Origin of the sequence: Methylobacterium sp. Leaf361, assembly GCF_001424445.1 — a bacterium.
Taxonomy (GTDB): Bacteria; Pseudomonadota; Alphaproteobacteria; order Rhizobiales; family Beijerinckiaceae; genus Methylobacterium.
This window is the reverse complement of record NZ_LMPY01000001.1, coordinates 166,872-181,052: the sequence shown is the minus strand read 5'-3', so window position 1 is coordinate 181,052 and position 14,181 is coordinate 166,872. Positions and strand designations below refer to the sequence as shown.

The window sequence follows — 14,181 nt, the reverse complement described above, 5'->3', positions numbered from 1 at the left end:
AGGTGGGACATGGCCCGGACGAAGCATCATCCCCTGGACGCGACGATCGCCGACGTCCTGCCGGATCTCGCCGACGGCGAGGCCTACCTGCGCCAGGTCCTGAGCACCATGCGGATGTGCCAGAAGCATCACGGCGACGCCTGGGTGCGGATCGGCGTGACCGGCCGTTCCCCGACGCCGTCCTACCGGATCGACCGGCCGGACGAGACGGCGCCCGGCGACGGTGCCGTCGAGGCGGGCAGAGCCCTGTTCGGCGCCTATGGCGGGCGGTCCCACGACCGGTTCACCCAGGTCAACGCCGCGGAGACCCGCTGGAGCTCGCGGGCGCTCGGCATGGCCGAGATGCTGGCGCTTCACGACAGCCTGCGCCGCCCCAGGGGCGACGCGGCCTGAGCGTGCCGCGCAGGGTGCCGCGCAGGGTGCCGCCCACCGGCGTTCTACGCTAAACTGGGGCGGAGGGCGTCCGGAGCGGCGCCACCAACACGCGGGACGACATGCCAGGTACGCCACGCGCCGGAATCATCCCGGTCACGCCCTTCCAGCAGAATTGCACCCTGATCTGGGATGACGCCACCAAGGTCGGCGCCGTCGTCGATCCCGGCGGCGACCTCGACCGTATCGAGGCGGCGATCCGCGAGCAGGGCGTCACCGTCGAGAAGATCCTGCTGACCCACGGGCACGTCGACCACGCCGCCGGCGCCGACGAGCTGCGCGAGCGCCTCGGCGTGCCGATCGAGGGCCCGCATCAGGCCGACAAGTTCCTGCTCGATTCCCTGCCCGAGACGGCGGCCAATTACGGCCTCGGCGCCGCCCGGCCCGTCACGCCTGACCGGTGGCTCGACGAGGGCGACGCCGTGACGGTCGGCGGGCTCGGCTTCGACATCCTCCACTGCCCCGGCCACTCGCCCGGCAGCGTCGTGTTCGTGAGCCGGGACGCGCGCTTCGCCCTCGTCGGCGACGTGGTGTTCAAGGGCTCGGTCGGCCGCACCGACCTGCCCGGCGGCAACCACGAGCAGCTCATCCGCGCCATCAAGGACAAGGTCCTGCCGCTGGGCGACGACGTCGCCTTCATCCCCGGCCACGGACCGACCAGCACTCTCGGCGCGGAGCGCGTGTCCAACCCCTTCCTGCAGGATTGACGCGCATGGACAGGCGCCGCATCGGCCGCTCCGACCTGACGGTCGCGCCGTTCTGCCTCGGCGGCAACGTCTTCGGCTGGACGGCCGACGAGGCCGCGTCCTTCGCGATCCTCGACCGGTTCGTGGAGAGCGGCTTCGACTTCATCGACACCGCCGACGTCTACTCGCGCTGGGCCCCGGGCCACGTCGGCGGGGAATCCGAGACGGTGATCGGCAGGTGGCTCGCGGCCCGACCGGGCGCGCGTGACCGGATCGTCCTGGCGACCAAGGTCGGCATGGACCTCGGCGAGGCCGGCCAGGGCCTCTCGGCGGCCCATATCGAGCGGGCCTGCGAGGCCTCGCTGCGGCGCCTCGGGGTCGACCGGATCGACCTGTACCAGTCGCATCTCGACGACGCGGCGGTGCCCCTCGAAGAGACCCTGAGGGCGCACGAGCGCCTGATCGCGGCCGGCAAGGTCCGGGCGATCGGCGCCTCGAACTACACCGCGGCCCGGCTCGCGGAGGCGCTGGCGGTCTCGGCCTCCGCGGGCCTGCCGCGCTACGAGTGCTTGCAGCCCGATTACAGCCTCGCCCAGCGCGGCTACGAGGCCGAGCTTGAGCCGCTCTGCCGGGCCGAGCAGATCGGCGTGATCGGCTACTTCTCCCTGGCGGCCGGCTTCCTGACCGGCAAGTACCGCAGTGCCGACGACGCGGCGGGACGCCCGCGGGAGAACCGGGTCGCCAAGTACCTGAACCCCCGCGGCCTCGCGCTGCTCGACGTCCTCGATTCGGTCGCGCAGGCCCACGGCGCGAGTCCGGCCCAGGTCGCGCTCGCCTGGATCATCGCCCGCCCCGGCATCACCGCGCCCATCGCGAGCGCGACCTCCGTGGCGCAGCTCGACGAGCTGCTCGGCGCCGTCCGGCTGACGCTCGCACCCGGGGCGATCGACCGCCTGGATGCGGCGAGCGCGGGCGGCATCGAGGGCTAACGCAGCATTAAGCGACGGGCGTCACAAAAGCGACGGGACGGGCCCGCCGCGGACCCGTAAAATCGTGCAATCTCAACGCGGAACCCCTATATCAGGCGGACCAAGCGAGAGTTCAGGCGCGGGCGCCCGAGGGCGCATCTGCCACCGACGCGATCAGGCCCGCCTGCCGAGGAAGTTCATGGCCGACACCCCCCAGACCGAGCCCGCCGATTACGGCGCGGAATCCATCCGCGTGCTGAAGGGCCTCGACGCCGTCCGCAAGCGGCCCGGCATGTATATCGGCGACACCGACGACGGCTCCGGCCTCCACCACATGGTGTACGAGGTCGTGGACAACGCCATCGACGAGGCCCTGGCCGGCCACGCCGACCTCGTCACCGTGACGCTCAACGCCGACGGTTCCTGCACGGTCTCCGACAACGGGCGCGGCATCCCGGTGGACATTCACAAGGAGGAGGGCGTCTCGGCGGCCGAGGTCATCATGACCCAGCTGCATGCCGGCGGTAAGTTCGACCAGAACTCGTACAAGGTCTCCGGCGGCCTGCACGGCGTCGGCGTCTCGGTGGTGAACGCCCTGTCGTCGTGGCTGCGCCTGCGCATCTGGCGCAACGACAAGGAGCACGCGATGGAGTTCCGCCACGGCGACGCCGTGGCGCCCCTGGAGATCATCGGGCCCGGGAACGGGAGGCGCGGCACGGAAGTCACCTTCCTGCCGTCGACCGACACCTTCACGATGATCGAGTTCGACTACGGCACGCTGGAGAAGCGCCTGCGCGAGCTCGCCTTCCTCAATTCCGGCGTCCGCATCGTCCTGACCGACGCCCGCCACGCGGAGAAGAAGCGCGAGGAGCTGTACTACGAGGGCGGCATCGAGGCCTTCGTCCGGTACCTCGACCGCTCCCGCAAGCCGATCGACGGGATGACGAGCCCCGTCGTCGTCAGCTCCGAACGCGATGGAATTCGCGTCGAGGTCGCGTTCTGGTGGAACGACTCGTTCAACGAGACGGTCCTGCCCTTCACCAACAACATCCCGCAGCGCGACGGCGGCACCCACATGGCCGGTTTCCGCGCCGCCCTGACGCGCCAGATCACCGGCTACGCCGAGTCCAGCGGCGTCGCCAAGCGGGAGAAAGTCTCGCTGACCGGCGAGGATTGCCGCGAGGGGCTCACCGCGGTCATCTCGGTGCAGGTGCCGGACCCCAAATTCTCGTCGCAGACCAAGGACAAGCTCGTCTCGTCCGAGGTGCGCCCGGCCGTGGAGAACGTGCTCAACGAGGGCCTGTCCACGTGGCTTGAGGAGAATCCGAGCCAGGCGCGGTCGGTGATGGGCAAGGTGGTGCTGGCGGCCTCAGCCCGCGAGGCCGCCCGCAAGGCGCGCGAGACCGTGACCCGCAAGGGTGCGCTCGATATCGCCTCGCTGCCCGGCAAGCTCGCCGACTGCCAGGAGCGCGACCCGACCAAGTGCGAGATCCTGCTGGTGGAGGGCGATTCTGCCGGCGGCTCGGCCAAGCAGGGCCGCGACCGGACCTTCCAGGCCGTGCTGCCCCTGCGCGGCAAGATCCTCAACGTCGAGCGCGTGCGCGCCGACCGGATGCTGTCCTCCGCGGAGATCGGCACCCTGATCACGGCGCTGGGCGCCGGGATCGGGCGCTCCTCCACGGACCGGGAGGGCTTCAACCCGGAGAAGCTGCGCTACCACCGCATCATCATCATGACCGACGCGGACGTGGACGGCTCGCACATCCGCACGCTCCTGCTCACCTTCTTCTTCCGGCAGATGCCGGAGCTGATCGAGCGCGGCCACCTCTACATCGCGCAGCCGCCGCTCTACAAAGCCGAGCGCGGCCGCCGGGCGATCTACCTGAAGGACGAGCGCGCCCTCGAGGATTACCTGATCGACCAGGGCACCGACGGCGCGATCCTGCGGCTCTCCACCGGCGCGGAATTCGCCGGGGCGCAGCTCAAGAGCCTCGTCGAGGAGGCCCGGACGTTCCGGAGCATCCTGCAGGGCCTGCACACGCGCTACGACCGCTCCGTGGTCGAGCAGGCGGTGCTGGCCGGCGCCTTCGATGCCGAGGCGGCGTCGCGGCCGGGCGAGGCCGAGGTGCTGGCCGACATGACCGCGCGCCGGCTCGACGCCATCGCCGACGAGATCGAGCGCGGCTGGCAGGGCGAGTCGTTCGAGGACGGCTATCGCCTCAGCCGGACGCTCCGGGGCGTTCGGCAGGTCTCGACCCTCGACGCCGGCCTGATCACATCGCAGGAGGCCCGGCGCCTCTCCGAGCGGGCCGACGCCTTCCGGGAGATCTACGGCGAGCCGGCCACGCTGATGCGGAAGTCCGACGAGACGGTGCTGTACGGGCCCGTGGCGCTCTTCGAGGCCGTGATGGCCTTCGGCCGGAAGGGCCTTCAGCTCCAGCGGTACAAGGGCCTCGGCGAGATGACCGCCCAGCAGCTCTGGGAGACCACGCTCGACCGCGACGTGCGCTCGCTGCTGCAGGTCAAGGTCAAGGACGTCACCGATGCCGACGACCTGTTCGTGAAGCTGATGGGCGACGTGGTCGAGCCCCGGCGCGAGTTCATCCAGGAGAACGCGCTGAGCGTCGCGAACCTGGACGTGTGACGCGCACCGCTGCGGGCCGCGCGCCCGCGCGTTCTAGTCCGCTCCGACGACCGCGAAGGGATCGATCAGCCCGCACCGGATGCAGCAGTAGACGAGTTCCACGTCCGAGCTGACGCCGAGCTTCGATTTGATGGCGTAGTGATAGTTCGCGACGGTCTTGGGCGAGAGGCTGAGATCGGCCGCGATCGCGTCCGTGTGCCGTGCGTCGAGGATCATCCGCAGGATCTCGAATTCCCGAGGCGACAGCTGGTCGATCGGCGACGTCTCCTCCGCCAGCCGGCTCGCGGCCAGCAGGTGCGAGATCTCCGCGCACAGGGTCAGCTTGTTGTTGAACACGCTTCGCACCGCTTCGATGAGGAGATCCGAAGCGCTGCTCTTGGTGATGTAGCCGCGGGCGCCGGCGCGTATGGCCTGGAGCGCGTAGCTCACTGCGGCATGCACGCTGAAGACGAGGATGCGGGCGCTCGGATCCACCTGCCGGATCTGACGGATGGCGTCGATCCCACCGCGGCCGGGCATGCTGATGTCCATGATGACCACGTCCGGCTCCACCATGCGGTAGGCGCGATAGGCCTCCGCGCCGTCCCCGGCCTCGGCGGCGACCTCCATGTCGGGCTGCCGCTCCAGGAGCCGCCGATAGCCCTCCCGCACGACGGCGTGATCGTCGACGAGCATCACGCGTATGCGCCGTTTGGTCATGACACCTCTTCGCCCGCGAGCGCGGCGTGAAAGCGGACCCGCAGGCGGAATCCGCCGCCCGGGGACGTTTCCGTCACGATCTGCCCGCCGAGCGCGTGGACGCGATCGCGCATGCCGAGCAGGCCGAGACCGGAATGCGGGCGCTCCAGCGCCTCCACGGGGGCGCCGCTCCCGTCGTCCGTGAGGATCAGCTGGACCTCGGCGCCGCCGTCGGTCTCCGCGACGTTCAGCGCGATCGCGACGGTGCGCGCGGCCGCGTGGCGGACGGCGTTGGTGAGGCCTTCCTGGACGATCCGGTAGATATGGGCCGCCGCGTCGGAGGGCAGGCGATCGGCCTGCGCGTCGGCCGCGAGCGTGACGTGGATCCGGCCCCCGGCGCGCTGCGCCTGGGCGGCGATCAGACTCCGGAGCGCGACCCGCAGCCCGAGATCGTCGATCTCGGGCGGCCTGAGTGCGGCGAGGGTGCTCCGGAGCGCGCGCACGGCGTCCGACGCCATGGTGGCGAGTTCGGCACTCTCGGCCACGACCGAAGGCGACGAGGAGCGCGCGCCCTCCTGGATCGACCGGGCGAGAAGGCTCAACGCCGTCAGACGCTGCGCGACGTCGTCGTGCAGTTCGAGCGACAGCCACCGCCGCTCCTGCTCCTGGGCATCGATCAGCCGGCGCGCGAGCTCGGCACGTTCCCGCGTGGCGATTTGGAGATGGCTGGCAAGCTGATTGAAGACCGTCGCGATGCGTCGGAGCTCGCGCAGGCGGAGGCTCGGCAGACGCCATCCGAGGTCGCCCTTCGCGACGCGATCGATACCGACCAGGATCTCGTTGGCGGGATGCAGCGCGTGCGCCACCGCGCCGTAGACCAGCACGCACAGGACGACGGTCATGGCCGCGAGTGCGCCGGACACCTGTCTCAGCACGATCCACGCTGACCCGACGACCGCGTCGGGATCGATGTCCGCTTCGACGATCCCGATCCGCGATCCCTGATGCTCGAGGAGCAGGCGGACGGTGGATCCGGCGAAGAAGAGGAACCGGTAGAGCGTCGCGAACCAGTCGGGTGCGGCGCGCGCGTGCGCCTCGACGCCCAAGCAGCTCGACCGTGTCGGACCGGCCTCCGCCGGGATCAGCTGCACGCACTGGCCGGGTTGCAGAGCGTACCGGGTGACGATCTCCCAATCCGGGAAGCGTTGGGGAATGTCGGCCGCCCGCTCGATTCGCAGGAGCTGGAGGCGGAGCTGCTTGTGCACCTCATCGGCCGTCTCGGCGTTTCGGTGTCGGGTCTTCGCCGCGACGTCGTGCATCGCGTAGGCGGCCGCTCCGGCAGCGCAGAGGATCGCGATCAGCGCGATGCGTCCGACGAGGGCCCATTTGAGATCCAGCTCGCGCGCGTCCCAGACGGCCAGGACCTGCTTGAGCCTGAAGGGTGTCACCCGTGTTCTCCCGAAAGGCCGAGAGTATGCGAGCCCGCGACCGTCTTGGAAGGGTCCCCGGCAAGGTCGTGCGATTTGCCCGGGTCGGTACGGGCGTTCTGCCGTAGCGGGTCCGAAGGCGCACGGTCTAACAGGACGGACCCTGTCGCGAGCGCCGCCGACGGTAAAGCGGGCTCGGCGTCAGCGGACGGGTTCGATCCGGGCTCGCCCCAGCGCCGATCTGGAGATTGTCGATGCGTTTGCGCCAGAGCTGCTGTCTCGCCCTCTTCCTCGCATGCCTCGCGCCGGACGCGCGCGCGGGCGAGATGGTCATGGTCACCGGTGACGACGCCATTCAGTGGCGCGCTGCGCCGCCCTCCCTCCCGAAGGGCAGCGAGATCAGCATCATCGCCGGCGATCCGGACAAGCCCGGACCGTTCACGCTCAGGCTCCGGTTCCCGCCGAACTACATCATCGCTCCGCACACGCACGCGACCGACGAGAGCGTGACCTTGCTGTCCGGCACACTCGTCCACGACATGGGGAAGACGATCGACGCGAGCCGGGGGCAATCTCTCCGGCCGGGTGCCTTCCTGTATCTGCCGGCCAAGATGCCCCACGCGCTCTGGACGACGCGCGACCCGGCCGTGATCCAGGTCTCGGGAACAGGGCCCTTCGGGCTCGACTACATCAATCCCTCCGACGATCCGAGGAAGACGCGCTCGGACAAGTGATCGTCCACGGGGGTACGATCCGCGCGCGACAGTCGCTCCGACCCGCCGCAGACGCTCTCGAGAGGCCTGATCGCGCGCGGCACACCGACATGGCGACGCCGCCGGTCATCGAGGCGAACGACCTGTCCCACTCGGTCGACGTGACGGCGACCGCGGCCCGCGCCGACCTCTGCCGCGCCCGCGGCAGCGCGCGGGCGTTCCGCCCGTCCGGCGCGGCGAGGGCGGACTGAATCCGTGCTTCCGCGGTCACCGACCGGCTTCAGGGCTGCACCGCCCGAGCGGGCCGCGACGCTCGGACGGTCTTGGACGCCTCGATCCTGCCCCGCTTGACCACCGGCGACAGCCAGGCGCCGTGCGGGGTGATCGGCGAACGGGCCACCGGCATGCTGGAGCGGGCCCGCGGCCTGTAACAATCGTCGCCGCCGTGAGCACGCCCGCGGGCGGAGACCATGATCATCCTCCGCTCTCGCAGTGTAAGCCTTGCTAATCGGCCCTCGACACGCGCATAAGCCCCAGCTCGACGGCCGGAGAGATGCAGTCGTGAGCACGCCGCACACGCTCGTTCGGTTTCTGAAGGCCAACGCGTTCTTCGCTGAGCTTGGTCCGGAGGCGATCGAGACCATTGCCGGGCTCTGCACGACGCGCAGCCTCGCGCGACACGAGATCCTCTTCCAGAAAGGCGATCCAGGCGATGCCCTCTACGCCGTGCGGCGCGGGCAGATCCGGATCGGGGCCGGCTCCGACGACGGGCGCGCGGTCACCCTCAACCTGCTCGGGCCGGGCGACGTCTTCGGCGAGATCGCCTTCCTAGACGGCCATCCACGGACCGCCGAGGCCGTGGCGCTCGAGCCGGCCGACCTGTTCGTCGTCGAGGGGCGGGCCTTCCTCAAACTGCTCCACGGCGATCCCGCCCTGGCGGTCCGGATCATCGGCCTGCTGTGCCAGCGCCTGCGCTGGATGAGCGCGCGCATGGAGGAGGCGACGCTGCTGCCGCTCGACATGCGCCTCGCCCGGCGCCTGATCATGCTGTCGGAGGATTACGGCGCCGAGATCCAGGTGACGCAGCAGGAACTCGCGGCCTTCGTCGGCGCGGCCCGGGAGAGCGTGAACCGCGTCCTGCAGGACTGGCAGAGATCGGGCCTCATCGATCTCGGCCGCGCGCGCGTCACCGTGCGGGCCTCACACCGGCTCGTCGCGCTGGGCGCGCGGGCGCAGACATGATCGGGTCGACAGGGCTTCACCGCATGAGAACGACAGCGCGCCTGGCGGCCACGGCCGCCCTCACCCTCGCGGCGTCGAGCGCCGCAGCGCAGACGCGATGTACGGAGACGACGCGCTTCGATCCGCCCTTGCGGATCCTGCACTGCGCCGACGGCCTGACGCTCGAAACCGAGCGCGCGGGCAGCCTGCGCCCCGTGGGTTCCGACGGTGACGGACATCTCAAGGGCGCCGAGATCGGCGGCAACGCGGTCTTCGTCACCATCCCGGCGAGCCGCCGCGTCCGCCGAGACGGCTTCCAGATCCTCACCCCCCACGCGGTGGCCTCGGTGCGGGGCACGGTCTACGCCGTCGACGTGACGCGGGCGCGCACCTCCGTCTTCGTGGCGCAGGGACGGGTTGACGTCGCCCGGCGCACCGACCCGCAGGTCGCCGTCACGCTCGGGCCGGGCGAGGGGGTCGACGTCGATGACGGCCGCGACCCTCTGGAGGTCCGGCGCTGGCCCCAGGAGCGCGTCAGGAGCCTGCTCGAGCGGTTCGGGCGTTGAGCGAGGCCGGTCGGCCGGCAGCTCCGACGCCCGACCGGACCTTCCGGCTGGCGCGGCGCGTCTTCCTGCTCGCCGCGTCGCTCGGCGCGCTCGCCTGGGGCGCCTGGCTCGGCCATCTCCATCTCGCCGGGCGCGCGACGCCCCTCGACCGCCTGGAATCCGCCCTCACGGACCTGCGCCTGCGGCTCGCCGGCCCGCGCACGCCGCCCGCCAACCTCACCGTGGTGGCGATCGACGACGCGACGGTGCGGCGCGAAGGCGGCTTCCCGGTCTCGCGGACCACGATGGCGCGGATCGTCGAGCGGGTGGCGGAGGCCCGCCCGCGCGTGATCGCCGTCGACGTGCTGTTCCTCGAGGCGGGGCGGCAGCCGGAGGCGGACAGCGCGCTCGCCGTCGCCCTCGGGAAGACCACAGCGATTCTGGCTTCGGCTGCGGTCTTCGACGGGAGCGCCAGCGAGGACGGCATCCCGTTCGCCACCGCGCTCCACCGGCCGTCGCCGAAGCTCGGCGAAGACGTCGCGTCCGGTGTCGTCAACGTCGCCGAGGACGCGTCGGGCGTACCCCGCCATCTCCCCCTGGTTGTGCGCACGGCCGACGGCGCCGCCGCGTCCTTCGTGCTGCGCGCGGCCGCCCTGGCGGCGCGCAACGACCCCGTGCTCAGCAAGGGGCGCGTCCAGATCGGCGACCGCGCCCTGTCGCTGGACCTCGGCTACCACCTCCCGCTGCGCCCCTACGGTCCGCGACGCACGATCGCGACGGTGAGCGCGGCCGCCCTCCTCGACGGGACGGCGCCGGCCGCGGCGCTCTCGGACGGCATCGTCGTGATCGGCGTCACCGCGCTCGGCGGCGGCGACACCTTCGCCACCGCGTTCGATCCCGTCTTGCCCGGCGTCGAACTCCTCGCCACCGGCATCGCCCACCTCACCACGGGGGACGCCCTCGTCCGGGACGCCGGCGTGCGGCAGCGAGACGCCGCGGCCTCGGTCCTCCTGGCGGTCGGGTCCGCGCTCGCCATCGCGCTGCTGCCGCCGGGCCCGGGCCTGATCCTGGTCCTGCTCGCGACGGCAGGATGGCTCGCCGCGGGCGCCGTCGCATTCGCCCACGGCATCTGGCTGAGCGCCGCCCTGCCGCTCGCGGCCGTGGGACTGCCGGCGCTGGTCTGCGCGGTCGGCCGCCAGACGCTCGAGCGCCGCCAGAGCGCGCGCGTGGCGCGGTCCGAGCAGGTGCTGCGGCGGATGCAGCCTGCCGCCCTGGCCGAGCGGCTCGCGCGCGATCCGGGTTACCTCGCCGAGCCGGTCGCGCGCGACATCCCCGTGCTGTTCGTCGACCTCACCGGCTTCACGCGCCGGAGCGAGCAGCTCGGCCCGGCGCGGACGCGGGCGATGCTCAAGACGTTCCACGATCTCGTGGACGAAGCGGTGACCCTGCGCGGGGGCGTCGTGGTGAACTTCATGGGCGACGGCGCCATGATCCTGTTCGGCGCCCTCGATCCGGACCCGGACCAGGCGGCGCACGCCGTCCAGGCCGCGGAGGAACTCATCGTCCGCACGCGCGCCTGGATCGCGGACAGCCCGGTCCTGCACGGATCCGGGCCGGCCCTCGATCTGCGCATCGGCGCGCATTACGGGCCGGTGATCCTCTCGCGCCTCGGCAGCGACACCAACCAGCACATCACCGCGACGGGCGACACGGTCAACGTGGCGAGCCGCCTTCTGGCGGTCGCGGCGGACGCCCACGCTCGCCTGGCACTCAGCGCCGAGCTGGCGCAGGCGGCCGGGCTCGAGCGGTCGGAGGGCGCTTTCGAGAGCCGGACCGCGGCGATCCGCGGCCGCAGCCAGCCCCTCGAGGTCTGGCTGCGCCACCCGCGCGCGACGACGTCCTAGCCGCTCCCCCGAGCGCGTCGCTGACCGACCGGAGGATCACACTGAAACTGTGACTCGGGTCACAGTCCCCCCGGGCTCTCCGGTGCATCGTCCCCGTATCGCAACGGGAGACAACTCATGACGATCACCTCGACGAAGACCGCGATCCTGTCCTGCCTCGCCCTCGCCGCCCTGGCGACCGCGCCCGGACGAGCCGAAGCGCGCGGCTTCGGGCACGGAAGCTTCGGGCACCATGGCGGCTTCCATCACGGCTTCCACCACGGCGGTTTCCATCACGGCTTCCATCACCGCTTCGGCGGCCATGGCTGGTGGAGCCCGGCGGGCGGATACGCCGCGGGCGGCTTTTTCGGCGACTGTCACCTGTTCTTCAGCCCGGTGTGGGGCCGCTACGAGCGGGCCTGCCGCTGAAGCCGTCACGCCGCGGGAGCAGCGGCCAGGCCGATCGACAGGCGAGGGGATGACGACGCGCCTCCGGCCGCCCCGGGACGGCCGGACACCCTCGGACCGCTGCTCCGATGATCGCGCCAATCGGGATTCCGGAGGAGCATCGCTTATGCATCATCACGGCCTGCGCATTCTGCTCGTCGACGATGACGCGGAGATTCAGCGTGTCGTCTCCGGATACCTCGATGGGCACGGGGTCGACGTCGTCCCGGCGTCGACGCGGGCCGAGGCGCGCGGAGAGCTCGCGGATCCGTCGCAGTTCAACCTCGTGGTGCTCAATCTTCGCCCGGGCGCGGAGAACGGCCTCGACCTGCTGCGGGACCTGCGCGCGGTGAGCGATGTTCCCGTCATCCTGACGACGGCCCATCGCTGCGAGGAGTTCGACCGCGTGCTCGGCCTCGAACTCGGCGCCGACGACTACATCGTCAAACCCTACGGCCTGCGCGAATTCCTGGCGCGCGTGCGCGTCGTCCTCCGCCGCGTCGCGGCGCAGGCCTCGTCCCGTCCCGCGGAGGCGCCGTGCCGGCGCTTCGACGGCTGGGTCCTCAACCGTCGACGCCGGCGTCTGATCAATCCCGACGGGGAAGAGGTCGTCCTGGGCAAGCGCGACTACGCGCTCCTGGCGGCGTTCCTCGACGCACCTCAGCGTCCGCTCAGCCGCGAGTACCTGCTCCAGGTCACCCGCGTCCACGACGACGTCTTCGATCGCTGCATCGACGTGCAGATCCTGCGGCTGCGCCGGAAGATCGAGCGCAGGCCCAGCGACCCGAAGCTCATCGTGACCGAGCGCGGGGTCGGCTACGTCTTCGCCGCTGCGGTCGAGAGCACGTCCCACTAGGGCCGTCGCGAGCGGCGACCCCGGTGGAGACAGGGGTGCACGGCCCGCGCCCCCCTGTGAGCGACGAGCCGCGAAGGCGCGCGTCAGCCCTTCACCAGCTTGCACGTGCTCTCGGAGAGCGGCTGGAACGCCTGGTCGCCCGGGATCGTCTTCAGGATCTTGTAGAAGTCCCAGGGCCCCGTCGATTCCGCCGGGGACTTCACCTGGGCGAGGTACATGTCGTGGACCATGCGGCCGTCCGGGCGCAGCGTGGCGTTGCGGGCGAAGAAATCCTGGATCGGCAGCTCGCGCATCTTGGCCATCACCTTCAGGCCGTCATCCGTGCCGGCGGCTTCGGCCGCCTTCAGGAAGTGGAGCACCGCCGAGTAGTCGCCGGCCTGGACCATGGTCGGCATCCGGCCGCCCATCCGCTCGCCGAAGCGCCGCGCGAAGGCGCGCGTCTGGTCGTCCATGTCCCAGTAGAAGCCCGTCGTCAGGATCATGCCCTGCGCCGCCGGCAATCCGACGGAGTAGATGTCGGTCAGGAAGATGTTGAGCCCGCCCAGCCTCTGGCCACCCTGCAGGATGCCGAACTCGCTCGCCTGCTTGATGGTGTTGATCGTGTCGGCGCCGGCGTTGGCCATGCCGATGATCTTCGCGCCCGACGCCTGTGCCTGCAGCAGGTAGGACGAGAAATCCGGATTGGGGAACGGGTGCTTGACCGACCCGAGCACCGTGCCGCCCTTTGCCTTCACAACCCGGGTGACCTGCGCCTCCAGATCGTGCCCGAAGGTGTAGTCGGCCGTGATGAAGAACCACGTGTTCTTCGGATCGTCCGCCAGCGCCGCGGCGGTGCCGGCCGCGAGCGAGTGGGTATCCCACGACCAGTGGGCGCCGGTCGGCGAGCACGCGGCGTTGGTCAGTGCCATGGAGCCGGCGCCGGAGTTGATGTCGATCTTGCCCTTGCTGCGCGCGACCTCGCGCACCGCCAGCCCCGCGACCGAGGAATTGGTGTCGAAGATGGCGTCGACGCCCTCGGTATCGAACCACCGGCGCGCGATCGACGAGGCGATGTCCGCCTTGTTCTGGTGATCGGCGAAGACGAGCTCGACCTTCCGACCGTTGATCGGACGTCCGAAATCCTCGACCGCGAGCTGCGCGGCCGTCACCGAGCCGCGGCCGGCCAGATCCGAGTATCCGCCGGACATGTCGGTCAGGATGCCGATCTTGATGCCGCCATCCGCGTACTGCGCGGAGGCGGGCAGGGCGGTGAGGGCAGCGGCGCCGAACGCGGCGGCCGCCACCCAAGGACGACGGATCATTGTTTCCTCCCCAATCTCTTGTTCTTCAGCGGCTGCCCCGTACCGGAAGGCCGCCTGTCCTTCGAAACCGCGTTCCCTCGGTCTCAGAGATAGCTGCGGCCGTCCAGGTAGGCCTTGCGCCAGCGCCGGATCTCGACGCGCTCGAAGAGCCCGACCTTGTAGAACGGGTCCGCGTGGATGAGCGCCTCGGCCTCCGCGCGGGTCTCGACGTCGACGACGTAGAGGCCGCCGCCGGCGTCGCTCCCGTCGTCGTTCAGCTTCGCGCCGCAGGCCAGGAGCCGGTCCTTGATCCGGTCGAGGTAGACGAGATGCTCCGCGCGGTTCGCCCTGCGGACGTCCAGGCTCCCGGCCTTGTCGAAGGTCTCGATCATGTAAGGCAT

At 70.9% G+C, this 14,181-nt stretch carries 15 protein-coding genes; 11 read left to right on the top strand and 4 right to left on the bottom strand.

Annotated elements, in window-relative coordinates; genetic code table 11:
• Positions 1 to 9: 9 nt before the first annotated feature.
• From ASG32_RS00915 to gyrB, 4 genes are all read left to right on the top strand, one after another.
• Positions 10 to 393, top strand: a complete 384-nt coding sequence (locus ASG32_RS00915) for a hypothetical protein (RefSeq protein ID WP_056521463.1) — start codon at positions 10 to 12, stop codon at positions 391 to 393.
• Positions 394 to 494: 101 nt separating this feature from the next.
• Positions 495 to 1,139 carry an MBL fold metallo-hydrolase gene (locus ASG32_RS00910; protein ID WP_020091678.1) on the top strand — a complete coding sequence of 215 codons (645 nt, stop codon included), beginning with the start codon at positions 495 to 497 and terminating at the stop codon, positions 1,137 to 1,139.
• 5 nt (positions 1,140 to 1,144) lie between these two features.
• A complete protein-coding gene (locus ASG32_RS00905) occupies positions 1,145 to 2,107 on the top strand; it encodes an aldo/keto reductase (RefSeq protein WP_056521460.1) in 963 nt (320 codons plus the stop codon).
• A 178-nt stretch (positions 2,108 to 2,285) separates the two neighbouring features.
• Positions 2,286 to 4,730: a DNA topoisomerase (ATP-hydrolyzing) subunit B gene (gyrB, locus tag ASG32_RS00900; protein WP_056521457.1), complete on the top strand. Its 2,445-nt coding sequence runs from the start codon at positions 2,286 to 2,288 to the stop codon at positions 4,728 to 4,730.
• A gap of 33 nt (positions 4,731 to 4,763) precedes the next feature.
• Here the strand turns inward: gyrB and ASG32_RS00895 are convergent, their stop codons facing one another.
• Positions 4,764 to 5,429, bottom strand: a complete 666-nt coding sequence (locus ASG32_RS00895) for a response regulator transcription factor (RefSeq protein WP_056521453.1) — start codon at positions 5,427 to 5,429, stop codon at positions 4,764 to 4,766.
• On the bottom strand, positions 5,426 to 6,856 hold the full coding sequence (locus tag ASG32_RS00890) for a sensor histidine kinase (RefSeq protein ID WP_056521451.1): 1,431 nt from the start codon (positions 6,854 to 6,856) through the stop codon (positions 5,426 to 5,428). The genes ASG32_RS00895 and ASG32_RS00890 overlap by 4 nt, the downstream gene beginning before the upstream one ends.
• A 233-nt stretch (positions 6,857 to 7,089) precedes the next feature.
• Here ASG32_RS00890 and ASG32_RS00885 point away from each other — a divergent pair, with 233 nt between their 5' ends.
• The 7 genes from ASG32_RS00885 to ASG32_RS00860 all read left to right on the top strand — a co-directional run bounded on the left by ASG32_RS00885 (position 7,090) and on the right by ASG32_RS00860 (position 12,500).
• Positions 7,090 to 7,569 (top strand): cupin domain-containing protein, encoded by a 480-nt coding sequence (locus ASG32_RS00885; RefSeq protein ID WP_056521447.1) that lies wholly within the window; start codon positions 7,090 to 7,092, stop codon positions 7,567 to 7,569.
• An 89-nt stretch (positions 7,570 to 7,658) separates the two neighbouring features.
• On the top strand, positions 7,659 to 7,799 hold the full coding sequence (locus ASG32_RS34815) for a hypothetical protein (RefSeq protein WP_244491752.1): 141 nt from the start codon (positions 7,659 to 7,661) through the stop codon (positions 7,797 to 7,799).
• 310 nt (positions 7,800 to 8,109) lie between these two features.
• Positions 8,110 to 8,790 carry a Crp/Fnr family transcriptional regulator gene (locus ASG32_RS00880; RefSeq protein ID WP_020091685.1) on the top strand — a complete coding sequence of 227 codons (681 nt, stop codon included), beginning with the start codon at positions 8,110 to 8,112 and terminating at the stop codon, positions 8,788 to 8,790.
• 23 nt (positions 8,791 to 8,813) lie between these two features.
• The gene (locus ASG32_RS00875) at positions 8,814 to 9,335 is read left to right on the top strand and encodes a FecR domain-containing protein (RefSeq protein WP_056521445.1); all 522 of its coding nucleotides are present in this window, start codon (positions 8,814 to 8,816) and stop codon (positions 9,333 to 9,335) included.
• Positions 9,332 to 11,218, top strand: a complete 1,887-nt coding sequence (locus ASG32_RS00870) for an adenylate/guanylate cyclase domain-containing protein (RefSeq protein ID WP_056521442.1) — start codon at positions 9,332 to 9,334, stop codon at positions 11,216 to 11,218. The genes ASG32_RS00875 and ASG32_RS00870 overlap by 4 nt, the downstream gene beginning before the upstream one ends.
• A 117-nt stretch (positions 11,219 to 11,335) precedes the next feature.
• On the top strand, positions 11,336 to 11,626 hold the full coding sequence (locus ASG32_RS00865; protein WP_056521438.1) for a hypothetical protein: 291 nt from the start codon (positions 11,336 to 11,338) through the stop codon (positions 11,624 to 11,626).
• A 145-nt stretch (positions 11,627 to 11,771) separates the two neighbouring features.
• On the top strand, positions 11,772 to 12,500 hold the full coding sequence (locus tag ASG32_RS00860) for a winged helix-turn-helix domain-containing protein (protein ID WP_056521436.1): 729 nt from the start codon (positions 11,772 to 11,774) through the stop codon (positions 12,498 to 12,500).
• Positions 12,501 to 12,583: 83 nt separating this feature from the next.
• Here the strand turns inward: ASG32_RS00860 and ASG32_RS00855 are convergent, their stop codons facing one another.
• Both ASG32_RS00855 and ASG32_RS00850 read right to left on the bottom strand, forming a co-directional pair.
• Positions 12,584 to 13,801 carry an ABC transporter substrate-binding protein gene (locus tag ASG32_RS00855; RefSeq protein WP_042675772.1) on the bottom strand — a complete coding sequence of 406 codons (1,218 nt, stop codon included), beginning with the start codon at positions 13,799 to 13,801 and terminating at the stop codon, positions 12,584 to 12,586.
• 83 nt (positions 13,802 to 13,884) lie between these two features.
• Positions 13,885 to 14,181: a YciI family protein gene (locus ASG32_RS00850; protein WP_020091691.1), complete on the bottom strand. Its 297-nt coding sequence runs from the start codon at positions 14,179 to 14,181 to the stop codon at positions 13,885 to 13,887.